The following is a 13925-nucleotide window of genomic DNA, read 5'->3' on the forward strand; positions in this document are numbered from 1 at the left end:
AAGAAATAGTTAGCTTGCCATATTTTATGGCAGGCTTATTTTAAAATGGAGAAATAAAATGAAAAAGAAAAGTTTATTTTATTTAGCAAGCACAGCTATTTTAATTGCAGCTAGTTCACATCAGGTTTTTGCTGATGAACCTGTAAAAACTTCTACGCCACAGCCGACAGTAGAAGTCAATAAACAAGAAGCTCATTCTTCAGTTGAACTCCAAACAAAAGAAGTAACTCAAACTGCTCCAATAAATCAAACAACTTCATCTTCTTCATCTAAAAATGAAGCAACTGCTTCATCAACCGCTTCAACTGAAGCTAAAGTTTCAGAAGAACAAAATGTTGTAAAAGAAAATTCGACAACTACAACTGAGACTAAAAAAGACAACAAGTCAACTTTTTTTGCTGCACAGAATAATCAAGCAACAGCTAGAAGTAATCCTGATGCACAAGTGAAAAAATCAACTTTTGTGGATGTCAGCAGTCATAATGGACATATCAGCAAAGAGGATTATCAACATTTAGCTGAAAAAGGGGTAAATGGGGTTGTTGTCAAATTAACAGAAGGAACGAGTTATAAAAATCCTTATGCGGCTTCTCAAACACAGAATGCACAAGCGGCAGGTATGCAAGTGTCGGCTTATGCTTTTTCTCATTATACTAATGAAGCAGAAGCAAGAGCAGAAGCGCGCTATTTTGCAGAGGAAGCAAGGCGATTGAACCTTCCTTCCTCAACTGTTATGGTAAATGATATTGAAGATTCTGATATGCGTCCGAATATCAATGCAACTACTCAAGCTTGGGCAGATGAAATGCGGCGTATGGGTTTTTCAAATTTGATGTACTATACAAGTGCAAGTTGGCTTGATCGAAATAATCTCAGAACGAAAGGACCAATCCAAACAGAGCAATTTGGCTTGGAGAATTTCTGGGTAGCACAATATCCAACTTCAAAATTAAGTGCAGATGATGCGAAAACACTGAAATATAATAGTGAAGCAGGTGCTTGGCAGTTTACTTCGCAAGCTGAACTACTACTTGGTCGTCATGTTTTTGACCAAAGCGTGGATTATACTGGACGATTTACGAATAAGGCAACTCCAAGCAATCGTGCTGTAAATCAGCCAATAAAGGGAAAAATCACGGTTCAAAACAAGAATCCTAACACGGGAACCTTTGATGTGATTGTGTCGGACGTTTCTGCTCCTTACGGCGTTCGTGAAGTGAAAGTACCGACCTGGTCTAATGTCAATGGTCAAGATGACATTATTTGGTATACAGCTGCTAAACAGGCTGATGGAACTTATAAAGTAACAGTAAGGGCAGTAGATCACAAATTTTCTACAGGACTCTATCACATTCACCTTTATTACATCCAAAATAATGGGAAGTTGGTTGGCGTAGGTGGAACAACTACCGAGCTTTCATTTGGACGACCTCAAGGAAAAGTGACCATTGCTAATAATAATCCAGACACAGGAACTTTTGATGTCCTTATTTCCAATGTTTCCAGTCCTTATGGCGTTCGTGAAGTGAAAGTTCCAACTTGGTCCAGCATCGGTGGTCAAGATGATATTATCTGGTATACTGCTAAGAAACAAGCCAATGGAACTTACAAAGTAACAGTTAAAGCGACTGATCATAAAAAATCAACTGGAGAGTATAATATTCATGTATATTATATCCAAGAAAATAATCAGTTGGTAGGAGTAACAGGGACAACGACAACAGTTTCAATTGCGCATCCTAAAGGTACTTTGACTATCACAAATAACAATCCAGACGCAGGAACTTTTGATGTGATTGTCTCAGGCGTTTCCAGTCCAGATGGTGTTCGTGAAGTGAAATTACCGACCTGGTCTAATGTAGATGGTCAAGATGATATTATCTGGTATACCGCTAAAAAACAAGCTGATGGAACGTATAAGACAACTGTCAAGGTAAGTGATCACAAATATTCAACAGGTCTATATAATGTTCATCTGTATTATATCCAAGACAATGGCAAAATCGTTGGAGTAGCAGGAACGCAAGTAATTGTATCTTTAGCAAGAGCAAAAGGCAATATTACAATTGCGAATAATAATCCTAACACAGGAACCTTTGATGTGATTGTTTCAGGTGTTTCTAGCCCTTACGGCGTTCGTGAAGTGAAATTACCGACCTGGTCTAATGTCAATGGTCAGGACGATATTATCTGGTACACTGCCACTAGACAGGCCAATGGAACTTACAAAACAACTGTCAAAGCGAGTGACCATAAAAGAAGCACAGGTTTGTACCATATTCATCTTTACTACATCCAAGGAAATGGTAAAATCGTTGGGATTGGTGGCACAACGACAGAAGTTTCAATTGCACGTCCAAAAGGTACATTAACAATTCAAAATAAAGATGCCAATAAAGGGACTTTTGAAGTAATTGTTTCCAACGTTTCTAATCCAGATGGTGTTCGTGAAGTGAAATTACCGACCTGGTCTAATGTCAATGGTCAGGACGATATTATCTGGTACACTGCCACTAGACAGACCAATGGAACTTATAAGGCATTCATTAAAGCAAGTGATCATAAGAATTCAACCGGTTTGTACTATATTCATTTGTACTATGTTCAAAACAATGGAACATTAATTGGAGTAGGCGGTACATCAACCAATGTGACAATTTCTGCGGAAAACCTTAAACCAACTGGAAAAATCACGATTCAAAATAATAATCCTAAAACAGGAACATTTGACGTGGTAGTGTCTAATGTTTCCAGTCCTTATGGTGTTCGTGAAGTGAAATTGCCAACTTGGTCTAGTGTGAATGGTCAAGATGACATCATTTGGTACACTGCTGCGAAACGATCAGACGGTACCTATAAGATAACTGTGAAAGTGAGTGACCATAAGAACTCAACCGGAGAATACAATATTCATTTGTATTACATTCAAAACAATGGTAAACTCGTTGGAGTGGCGGGCACCACAGTACAAGTTTCTAAAACGTCTTATCCGACACCATATTATTCTCAACGTGATAGTCGTTGGGCAAGACGAACTTATGGTGGCTATACGTTTGCTGCAACAGGCTGCGTTCCAACGACAGTCGCTATGGCAATTTCTGGTATTACAGGACAGACTGTTTTACCAACGACTGTGGCAGATTATCTCTATCATTCTACAAATGAATTTAATAAGAGAAGCTATGGTACAACGAGCCATGGTATTGTATTAGCAGCTCGACATTGGGGGTTGAAAACGGATGTTTTGGGTTCAACCGCAGCTGTGCGAGAAGCGCTTGCTATGGGACACCATGTGCTTGGTGCAGTAGGCACTAGTGTATTTGCAAATTATCCTGTTACACATGAACTGGTCATGAAAGGCTATAACAACGGAATGACTTATGTAATGGATCCGTATAATGCTAATAATAATGGCTATTATTCAGTAGATTATTTATTTAGAGTACGGAGTTTGGATCCAACTGATAATACAGAAGGATCTCCGTTCATGACAATTAGATCGTAATGTTGTGTCTGCTCTGTGAGAACGAAGTTTCTGCCATTTTATCGGTTTAGTAATGAAAGGTTGAAACTACGAACTAAACATTTAAAATTTTTAGTTCTGTCTTATTCTCTTTTTGATGAAAAGTAAGAAGCTCTATGATTTCTAAGGTTATTCCTATAGAAATCATAGAGCTTACTTGTTTTTGTTCGAATTTGTCTATTTATTTTCCTAAGCAAAATTGACTGAAAAGTTGGCTAATGAGTTCATCAGGAGCGGCATCACCTGTTATTTCACCAAGGATTTCCCATGTTCGGGTGAGATCCACTTGCACTAAGTCAACAGGCATTCCTAAATCCAGTCCCTCATTGACAGCGTGGAGACTTTCGACAGCTTTTTCAATCAGAGAAATATGGCGAGCGTTAGAGAGATAAGTAGCATCTTGTTCTACAATACCTGCATTTTCAAAGAAAAGTTGGTTGATTCGTTCTTCGATTTTATCAATGTTTTGATTTTGAAGAATAGAAATCTTGATAAAGTCATCGGGAAGCTGGTCAACTTCAATCTTTTCTTCTAAGTCAGTTTTATTGAGCAGCAAGATACGATTGGTGTCTTGACTGATTTCTAACAGTTTGCGGTCTTGTTCTGTCAATGGCTCGCTTGCATTTAGCACAAGAAGCACAAGGTCAGCGTCTTGGAGCGCTTTTTTAGAACGTTCTACTCCGATTTGTTCGACAATATCATCTGTATCACGAATACCCGCAGTATCAATCAACTTGAGTGGCACTCCGTTGATGTTGACATATTCTTCAATGACATCGCGAGTGGTTCCAGCAATGTCCGTTACAATAGCCTTATCTTCACGGAGCAAGTTGTTAAGGAGACTAGATTTTCCGACATTAGGGCGACCAATAATAGCAGTCGAAATTCCTTCGCGTAGAATCTTACCGCGGCGAGCTGTTTTTAAAAGTTGAGTCAGCAGTTTTTCAAATTCAGCAGTTTTTTCACGCAACAGTTTGGTAGTCATTTCCTCAACGTCATCATATTCTGGATAGTCAATATTGACCTCGACTTGAGCTAGTGTGTTAAGAATTTCCTGACGTGTGTTGTTGATGAGGTCGGACAGAGAACCGTCCAGTTGCTTGACGGCGATATTCATGGCTTTGTCCGTTTTTGCCCGAATAATGTCCATGATAGCCTCTGCTTGCGTCAAATCCACACGTCCATTGAGAAAGGCGCGCTTGGTAAATTCACCAGGTTCTGCCATTCTGGCACCTTCGCGAATAGCTAATTGGAGGATTTCGTTGGTCACAGCAATCCCTCCGTGGGTGTTAATCTCAATCACGTCTTCACGTGTGAAGGTTTTCGGAGAACGCATAGCTCCAATCATAACTTCATCTAAAATTTCGTTTTTTTCTGGGTCAATAATATGCCCATAATTTAGTGTGTGACTGGCAACCGTACTTAAATCTTTTCCTTTGAAGATTTTTTGAGCAATGGCAAAGCTATTCGTCCCGCTCAGTCTAACAATGCCGATAGCCCCTTCACCAAGAGGAGTGGAAATGGCAGCAATCGTATCAAATTCTTTGGTTATCATCAATTTAATCCTTATAATGTGTTTATGCAATCTATATTCATTGTAACGCAAAACAAGGTTAGTCGCAAGGTTTTTACATGCTATTTTTGTTCAGATAAGTTCATCATCTCTCTTTAATACAATAAAATAAATTTTAAGAAAGGTTCAATCATCATTCGCTTATTCGTTTGATATATCAAATTATAACGGAGAAAATTTGGAATTTTTGGTGTCTTATAATCAAGAAAAATAGAATATTCGGATTTTAGAATGTTTGTAAAAAAGGGATCATTTAAAAAGAAAGTGGTTTCATTTTTGGGGTGCTAAAGTTGGCAAATCATGGTATACTAGAAGCAGATTGAATAAAGGAGCAAAAATGGAAAACCTCAAAAAAATGGCAGGAATCAAAGCTGCAGAATATGTGAAAGACGGTATGGTAGTTGGTTTAGGAACGGGTTCGACTGCCTATTATTTTGTGGAAGAAGTTGGACGGCGTATCAAGGAAGAAGGACTGAAAATAACAGCAGTTACAACTTCAAGCACGACGAGTGAACAAGCTCGGCGTTTAGATATTCCTTTGAAATCAATTGATGAAGTAGATGAAGTAGACGTGACCGTTGACGGAGCTGATGAGGTGGATACTGACTTCAACGGTATCAAAGGCGGTGGCGGCGCTCTGCTTATGGAAAAAGTTGTCGCAACTCCAACCAAAACCTACATTTGGGTAGTTGATGAAAGTAAAATGGTTGGTAAACTAGGTGCTTTCAAATTACCGGTAGAAGTCGTACAATACGGAGCAGAACAGCTTTTCCGTCGTTTTGAACATGCAGGCTATAAACCGTCATTTCGTGAAAAAAATGGGAAGCGCTATGTCACGGATATGCAGAATTTCATTATCGATCTTGACTTAGGCGTGATTGAAAATCCAGTCGAATTTGGGCAAAAGCTAGATCATGTAGTCGGTGTGGTAGAACATGGACTCTTTAATCAAATGGTGGATATGGTCATTGTTGCTGGAAGAAACGGCGTGCAAATTTTAAAATCAACCAAATCAAAAGGAGAATAGAATTTTATGTCACATGTTATTATATTTATGTCATTGTCATGGATTCGGTCCGAATTAGTATTGCACTAAATGCTGTTCAAAAAGAACAAGAAAGATTAGAATATGCTCTTGAGAGTGGGATGTAATTGTGTCATTCAGCATTTTTCGAGTGAAAATTAAAAAAGATATAAAAGGATAAAGATATGAATTTAATGGATAAAATTAACGAAACAGCACAGTTTTTAAAAGATAAAGGAATTACTGCACCAGAATTTGGTTTGATTCTCGGTTCTGGTTTGGGAGAATTAGCTGGTGAGATTGAAAATGCTGTCAGCATTGACTATGCAGGCATTCCAAATTGGGGTCGCTCAACGGTGGTTGGGCATGCTGGAAAATTGGTTTATGGCGACTTAGCAGGTCGGAAAGTACTGGCTTTGCAAGGACGTTTTCATTTTTACGAAGGAAATCCAATGGAAGTAGTGACTTTCCCAGTCCGTGTAATGAAAGCGCTAGGCTGTGAAGGTGTCATTGTTACCAATGCCGCTGGAGGGATTGGATATGGTCCAGGGACGTTAATGGCTATTTCAGACCATATCAATCTGACGGGGCAAAATCCTTTGATTGGAGCGAATTTGGATGAATTTGGTCCACGCTTCCCAGATATGTCTGATGCTTATACAAAAGCTTACCGTGAAAAAGCCCACACCGTAGCAGAAAAATTAGGCATTGAATTGAAAGAAGGAGTTTATCTGGGTGTGACGGGACCAACGTATGAAACACCAGCAGAAATCCGTGCTTTCCAAACATTAGGCGCAAGTGCTGTTGGTATGTCAACTGTTCCGGAAGCAATTGTGGCAGCTCACTCAGGCTTGAAGGTATTGGGAATTTCAGCTATTACAAACTTTGCAGCTGGTTTTCAAAGCGAGCTAAACCACGAAGAAGTCGTAGAAGTGACAGAACGTATCAAGGAAAACTTTAAAGGACTTGTAAAAGCAATCCTTGCAGAACTATAAAAAACATAAATGTAAAAAGAGTCGAAGATTGAGCGTACAATCACATCTCTTTCTGAACTCAACTAAAAACGAAAGGAATAAAACCCACACGCAATCCTTTCTGAGATGAATAAGCTCCTAAGAAAAGTTTTTTAGCGCTTGTACTTTTCAGTTTGGTTTTTGACGGGCTTGGTATCTTACTTATGTCAATCCATATTGCAGCAAAACAAGGCGAAATTGCCGATAAAATTTTACTACCTGGAGACCCACTCCGTGCCAAATTTATTGCTGAAAACTTCTTAGAGGACGCTATATGCTTCAATGAAGTTCGCAACATGTTTGGCTATACAGGAACTTATAAGGGGCATCGTGTTAGTGTTATGGGAACTGGAATGGGAATTCCGTCTATTTCTATCTATGCACATGAGTTGATTGTTAACTACGGCGTGAAACGTTTAATTCGTGTAGGAACGGCTGGTTCGTTGAATAAAGACGTTCATGTACGTGAATTGGTATTAGCGCAAGCAGCAGCGACAAATTCAAATATCATTCGTAATGATTGGCCTCAATATGACTTTCCACAAATTGCAAGTTTTCGTCTTTTAGATAAGGCTTATCACCTTGCCAAGGATTTTGGTATGACTACGCACGTTGGAAGTGTCTTATCATCAGATGTTTTCTACTCAAACTATGGTGAAAAAAATATTGAACTTGGTAAAATGGGAGTTCTGGCTGTGGAAATGGAAGCGGCAGCTCTTTACTATCTAGCGGCTCAATATAATGTCGAAGCACTTGGCATTATGACTATTTCAGATAGCTTGGTTAATCTTGACGAAGATACAACAGCAGAAGAACGTCAAACGACTTTCACAGATATGATGAAAGTCGGCTTAGAAACGATTATTTCAGAGTGATGCTTGGAAATTTAGATATAAAAGAAGAAATAGTGTATGCTATTTCTCGCTATGATTATGCTCATGCCTATAAATTGGCTCAAAGACTGAACGATGCAGAATCAAAGCTAGTTGAACTTTTGTATATCATGGCAGAGCGGAGAGAGTTAAATATTCGCCCTGCTATGGAATATCAGTTGAAAATTAGAAATGATTTTCAACTTTTTTGTCATGAGTCTGAGGAAGATGAGCAATTAGCGAATTATCTATATGACTTAGAAGCAAAGCTTAAAAACGAACAAGTGATTGACTTTATTCGTGCCGTTAGTCCGGCGATTTATCGGATTTTTATGCGTTTAATCAAGCTGGAAATTCCTGATATTGAATCCTACATTCATAATTCCAGAGAAGCGAGTTACGATCGTTGGAATTTTGAAAAGATGAAAAATACAGCTCATCCTATTTTGAGTACTTTCCATGCTGAAAGTCCAGTTCATTCTTCTAGTCTGGCTAGCTTGATTTTACTGTTGGATTTACCAGAGCAAGTTAAAATCATGGTCAAAGAACTACGAAAGTTGGAGAAATCCGTTCGGAACCCATTAGCGCATTTAATTAAACATTTTGACGAAGAAGAATTGCATTCCACTACAGGTTTTTCTTCTCAATTTTTTATGGAAATATTGATTTTGTTGGCAAAAGCAACAGGCATTACTTATGACGAGGAGCAATTTTTCTTTGATCAAGTCAATCGAGTCATCAAAACATTGATAGATTGAGTGCTTTCTTTCATTATAAAATCCCATACAGTTCATTTTACTTGTATGGGATTTTTGGTTATTTAGAAGAAGAGCTGGATTCTTCTGTTGATGAGGAAGAACCGCTACTTGTTGATTCAAATTGTTCAGGGTGAAGAGCACGATAGCTTGGGGAATTAAACAGATCAACAGTTGAATTACCACTTCGTTTGCTATAAAGACTTGTAGATTCATCACCTTTTTTCTTTTCAATAGATAATAATGATTTAAGTGAGTTGGTATAAGAATAGTCCTTAGGATTCACTTTCCCTAAATCATTTCCAGTATAGAAGCGAAGCAAGTCTCCGGTTTGAATCAGGTCACTCATTTTCAACTGCTCATTAGTTGTGTTGCGGATTTTTTCCAATTCTGCCTTAGTTGTTTCATCTGGATTGGTAATTTCTTCTCCTGTTTCTGTGTAGTAAGTACGTCCACTATAGCTAGTATACTTAGGAGTTACGAAATAGTTTGATGAACGGAAGGCAACGGTTTGTTGATGTTTTGGAGAGAGCAAATCTTGACCAACTTGTAAGTATTGTTTAGAGTCAATACCGAGCAAATGTTCCAGAGTAGGTAAAAGGTCAACTTGCCCGCCATAGGTATTAATGACTTTTCCTTTTGTCATACCAGGAATAACAACCATATAAGGAACTCTTTGGAGCATGGCATTATCGTAGCTAGACCAAGTTTCAGAGTTTTTGCCTAGTAGTGGTGCCAGCGAAGGATTCCGTGAATTAGAGATACCGTAGTGATCACCATAAAGAACGATGATTGAATTCTCATAAAGACCAGACGCTTTTAAGTAGTCAAAGAATGATTTAACGGCAGAATCTAGATAATTGGCCGTTGCAAAATAACCATTGATTGTTTCATCCTTAGTCGAAGCAAGTGGGAAACCAGTCTCGTCTCCAATCAAGCTAGTTGTATAGGGATAGTGATTAGAAACGGTGATATATTTTGCATAAAATGGTTGTTGCAAATGTTCAAGATATTTAATAGAATCTTTGAACATAATCTTATCATTCAAGCCATATTGGAATGAATTTGTTTTGTCTTGCTTAGAGAAGTAAGAAGAATCGAAGAAATAGTTATATCCCCATTGTTTGTAGGTGGTGTTTCGATTCCAGAAACTACCAGCATTTCCGTGGAAAACGGCACTAGAATTATATCCATTTTTTGAGAGAATATACGGAGCAGCTTGCTGCGTGTTTGTTCCACCATAGTTTACCATAAAGGACCCCTGATTGAGACCAAATAAACCAGTTTCTAGCATGGTTTCTGCATCAGATGTTTTTCCGGCTTTTACTTGATTAAAGATATTAGAAAAAGCAAAAGTTGAGTTGGAATGATATAGTGAGTTGAGGAAAGGTGTTACTTCGTATTCTTTGCCATCAGACTTTAATTTATAATCAATCAGGAATTGTTGGAAACTTTCTAAATGAAGATAGATGACATTTCTACCTTTAGCAATTCCGTAATACTCTTTATTTGGCTCGGCATAGTGTGACTTGACGTATTCTTCAACTGGTTTCAAATCTTCAGCACTTGCTTTGGAGCGTTCTTTGTTGGCGCTATATGTCTGATTAGCACTATAGCCAAGAAAAGCTGGCAAGCCTAAAGCGCGGACAACATAATAATTAGAGAAGCCGCGCGTCAATAACTCTGGACGGTCAACTTCTGCTAAAAAGAGATTGGCTGAAAAAAGCATACTGGACAGAGCAGTAATTGCAAAGCTAGCTCGCTTGTTGAATGGCCGATCGTCTAAACGGATCCATTTTTTATAAAAAAGAAAACCTAAGATTGGAAAATCAATGATGTAAATAAAATCTCCAGGTCGGAATAGTTCAAGCGCAGCCTCTCCCAGACCAGCAGAGACACTACTTGAAGCGAGCATAGTATTGACAGTAACAAAATCACTAAACTCGCGATAATAGATAGAGTTTGAAATGAGCCAGACAAATAATAAAATGTAAAGCGCAACTGCTAGAATATAGAAAACTTTGGTGTGCTTAATATAAAGTGCCAGTCCAATCAACAGCAATCCCAATGGAAGGGGATTGAGAATCGCGAGAAAGACTTGATAGGCACCCTGAATATCAAGATTAAAGTCAACAGAATAAGCCCACATGGTTTTCAGCCAATAAAGGGTCAGTAAGGTCAAGACAAAACCTAGTCTTGTACTCATGAAGTTGAGTATCTTCCTAGTCATAGTTTTCACAAATATATACTTCCTTGTCTTATTTCCTAAAATTTTCACTACTAAGTATAACATATTTTTGATTTAAGTTGGTAATTTAAAATGTTGCATTTTCTTTTGCTAGATAAAAAACAGAGAAAGAATTTTTATCCATTGAGAATAAATAGAATTTTTACGTATGAACACATTTTTTGCAATCATTTTGTAATAAGTAGTACATTTTTTTGAGAAAATTCATAACATTTGATATAATAGAGCTTATGAAACAGCTTACGATTCCTTCTTATACCGAAGAAAACATAAAAAAAGGACGATTTGTTTTAGAAAAACAAGATTTTCCTTCACTTTCTTTTCATCATCAAGTTGTAGAATTGGTAAATGCAAAAGGAAATTTTGTAGGCATCGGATACTTATCAGCGCAAAACAAGGGTATCGGCTGGTTTATCTCACATAAGAAAGTAGTTTTTGATGTCTCGTTTTTCTGTCAGTTATTTCGGTGTGCGAAAGAAAAGCGACAAGTTTATCAACAATCAAAAGAGACAACAGCTTACCGCCTTTTTAATCAAGAAGGAGATGGTTTTGGTGGGTTGACAATAGATTTGTATCAAGAATATGCTGTTTTTTCTTGGTATAATCTCTTTGTTTACGAGATTAAAGATACTATTGTTCAAGCATTTCAGCAGGTTTTTCCAGAAGTTACAGGAGCGTATGAGAAAATTCGTTTCAAGGGTTTGAATGTTGAATCTGCTCATTTATACGGGCAAGAAGCGCCAGCATTTTTCCCAATTTTGGAAAATGGCGTTCGTTATAAAGTATTTCTAAATGATGGATTGATGACAGGAATTTTCCTTGATCAGCATGAGGTGCGTGGTAGCTTGGTAGACGGTCTAGCAGCTGGTAAGTCGCTGTTAAATATGTTTTCCTACACGGCAGCTTTTTCGGTTGCGGCAGCGATGGGAGGAGCCAGTCAGACAACCTCCGTTGATTTGGCAAAACGAAGTCGTGAGTTATCTGAAGCGCATTTTAGAGAGAATAATCTTGACTTAAGCAACCATACATTTTTTGTGATGGATGTGTTTGACTACTTTAAATATGCAAAGCGACATGGTCTGACCTATGATGTGATTGTTTTAGACCCGCCGAGTTTTGCAAGAAATAAAAAACAAACTTTTTCAGTGGCGAAGGATTATCATAAGTTAATTGCTCAGTCTTTAGAAATTTTAAATCCCCAAGGGATTATCATTGCTAGTACAAATGCTGCGAATGTTTCACGTACTAAGTTTAAAAAAGAAATTGAAAAAGGTTTTGCAGGAATGAAGCACCGTTATCTGAAAGAATACGGTTTACCAGCAGATTTTACTTATAATAAAAAAGATGAAAGAAGTAATTACCTCAAGGTATTTACCATTAAGGTGAACAAATGAAATTAGTCGTATCAGTGATGCCGAAAAATTTAGAGGAAGCGCAGAATATTGATAGCTCGCGTTATGATGACGCGGACATTATTGAATGGCGTGCTGATTTTTTAGCAAAAGATGATATTTTGACCGTTGCACCTGCTATTTTTGAAAAATTTGCTGGTCGTGAATTGATTTTCACTTTGAGAACAATTGGCGAAGGTGGAAATATTGAATTGACGGATGATGAATATATTTCTACCATTAAGGAAATCTCAACGATTTATCAGCCAGACTATATTGATTTTGAATATTTTTCTCACAAAAATAGATTTGAGGAAATGTTGGATTTTCCAAATCTTGTTTTGAGCTATCATAATTTTAAAGAAACGCCTGAAAATATGATGGAAATTTTATCTGAATTGACCAGTTTGACACCAAAAGTGGTGAAAGTTTCTGTTATGGCACGTAGCGAGCAAGATGTGTTGGACTTGATGAACTATACGCGTGGTTTTAAAACCTTAAATCCAGATCAGGATTTTGTAACGATTTCCATGGGTCAAATTGGAAAGATTTCGCGGATAACAGCAGATTTAACAGGCTCGAGTTGGTCATTTGCAAGCTTGGATGAATCCAGTGCGCCAGGTCAAATTTCTCTTATTAATATGAAGCAAATTCAGGAGATTTTGAATGAAAATTGACGGCTATACTCGTTTAGTGGCAGTTGTCGCCAACCCAATCAAACACAGTATTTCTCCTTTTATCCATAATGCAGCGTTTGAGCAAACGGGCGTTAATGGAGTTTATGTGGCTTGGGAAATCTCACAGGATGACTTGAAAGCAACTGTTGAAAATATTCGTCGTTACGATATGTTTGGAATCAATTTGTCTATGCCTTATAAACAGGCTGTGATTCCTTTTTTAGATGAGCTCACGCCGGCTGCGCAGATGATTGGGGCGGTGAACACTGTCGTGAATCAAAATGGAAAATTGATTGGTTATAACACAGATGGCAAGGGATTTTTTATGAGCTTGCCTTCTTTTGTCGTCAAGGGTAAGAAAATGGTCATGCTTGGAGCTGGTGGGGCAGCGACAGCGATTATTGTGCAGGCTGCTTTAGATGGTGTTGATGAGATTTTTGTGTTTACGCGCCATTCTTCTTTTGAACGCGTTTCGCAGAAAATGAAGGAAATTCAGCAGAAGACTGCAGCGAAGATTTGGGTATTACCTTTAGAAAATCAAGAATTATTGCAAGAAAAAATTAACATTTCTGCTTTATTGGTCAATGGGACCAGTTTAGGTATGGACGGTAAGGCTTTACCGATACCAAGCAGTATTCGTTTACCACATTCACTTCTTGTGGCAGATGTGATTTACCAGCCGTTTGAAACCCCATTTTTAAAATGGGCAAAAGGACAAGAAGTTGAAGTAGTGAATGGCTTGGGAATGTTGCTGTATCAAGCAGCAGAAGCATTCAAATTGTGGACAGGAAAAGAAATGCCAACTAAAGAAATTTGGCAGACATTGGAAAAAAAATACAAATAAGGAGT

10 protein-coding genes are annotated in these 13925 nt (G+C 38.0%); 8 read left to right on the top strand and 2 right to left on the bottom strand.

Going from position 1 to position 13925, the window contains the following annotated elements:
* The first annotated feature begins 58 nt into the window (after positions 1–58).
* Positions 59–3505: a GBS Bsp-like repeat-containing protein gene (locus HMPREF2984_RS08125; protein WP_070671063.1), complete on the top strand. Its 3447-nt coding sequence runs from the start codon at positions 59–61 to the stop codon at positions 3503–3505.
* A 199-nt stretch (positions 3506–3704) separates the two neighbouring features.
* Here the strand turns inward: HMPREF2984_RS08125 and mnmE are convergent, their stop codons facing one another.
* On the bottom strand, positions 3705–5078 hold the full coding sequence (gene mnmE / locus HMPREF2984_RS08130; protein WP_070671065.1) for a tRNA uridine-5-carboxymethylaminomethyl(34) synthesis GTPase MnmE: 1374 nt from the start codon (positions 5076–5078) through the stop codon (positions 3705–3707).
* Positions 5079–5433: 355 nt separating this feature from the next.
* Between mnmE and rpiA the strand changes: the two genes are divergently transcribed.
* The 4 genes from rpiA to HMPREF2984_RS08150 all read left to right on the top strand — a co-directional run bounded on the left by rpiA (position 5434) and on the right by HMPREF2984_RS08150 (position 8763).
* Positions 5434–6123: a ribose-5-phosphate isomerase RpiA gene (gene rpiA, locus HMPREF2984_RS08135; RefSeq protein ID WP_059220878.1), complete on the top strand. Its 690-nt coding sequence runs from the start codon at positions 5434–5436 to the stop codon at positions 6121–6123.
* Positions 6124–6305: 182 nt separating this feature from the next.
* A complete protein-coding gene (locus tag HMPREF2984_RS08140; RefSeq protein WP_022525026.1) occupies positions 6306–7115 on the top strand; it encodes a purine-nucleoside phosphorylase in 810 nt (269 codons plus the stop codon).
* 182 nt (positions 7116–7297) lie between these two features.
* Positions 7298–8008: a purine-nucleoside phosphorylase gene (gene deoD, locus HMPREF2984_RS08145; RefSeq protein WP_049534371.1), complete on the top strand. Its 711-nt coding sequence runs from the start codon at positions 7298–7300 to the stop codon at positions 8006–8008.
* Complete coding sequence (locus HMPREF2984_RS08150) at positions 8008–8763, top strand: hypothetical protein (protein WP_049534335.1); 756 nt, start codon at positions 8008–8010, stop codon at positions 8761–8763. The genes deoD and HMPREF2984_RS08150 overlap by 1 nt, the downstream gene beginning before the upstream one ends.
* 58 nt (positions 8764–8821) lie before the next feature.
* Here HMPREF2984_RS08150 and HMPREF2984_RS08155 read toward each other — a convergent pair whose 3' ends face one another.
* Complete coding sequence (locus tag HMPREF2984_RS08155; protein ID WP_070671067.1) at positions 8822–10999, bottom strand: LTA synthase family protein; 2178 nt, start codon at positions 10997–10999, stop codon at positions 8822–8824.
* Positions 11000–11238: 239 nt separating this feature from the next.
* Between HMPREF2984_RS08155 and HMPREF2984_RS08160 the strand changes: the two genes are divergently transcribed.
* Genes HMPREF2984_RS08160 through HMPREF2984_RS08170 form a run of 3 tightly spaced genes read left to right on the top strand, consistent with a single transcriptional unit; the run spans position 11239 to position 13920 of the window.
* The gene (locus HMPREF2984_RS08160) at positions 11239–12402 is read left to right on the top strand and encodes a class I SAM-dependent rRNA methyltransferase (RefSeq protein ID WP_049534341.1); all 1164 of its coding nucleotides are present in this window, start codon (positions 11239–11241) and stop codon (positions 12400–12402) included.
* Positions 12399–13076 (top strand): type I 3-dehydroquinate dehydratase, encoded by a 678-nt coding sequence (aroD, locus tag HMPREF2984_RS08165; RefSeq protein ID WP_049534343.1) that lies wholly within the window; start codon positions 12399–12401, stop codon positions 13074–13076. Before HMPREF2984_RS08160 ends, aroD begins: the two co-directional genes overlap by 4 nt.
* A complete protein-coding gene (locus HMPREF2984_RS08170) occupies positions 13066–13920 on the top strand; it encodes a shikimate dehydrogenase (RefSeq protein WP_049534346.1) in 855 nt (284 codons plus the stop codon). The genes aroD and HMPREF2984_RS08170 overlap by 11 nt, the downstream gene beginning before the upstream one ends.
* Positions 13921–13925 lie beyond the last annotated feature (5 nt).

Origin of the sequence: Streptococcus sp. HMSC066E07 (genome assembly GCF_001814695.1) — a bacterium.
Classification (GTDB): domain Bacteria; phylum Bacillota; class Bacilli; order Lactobacillales; family Streptococcaceae; genus Streptococcus; species Streptococcus hominis.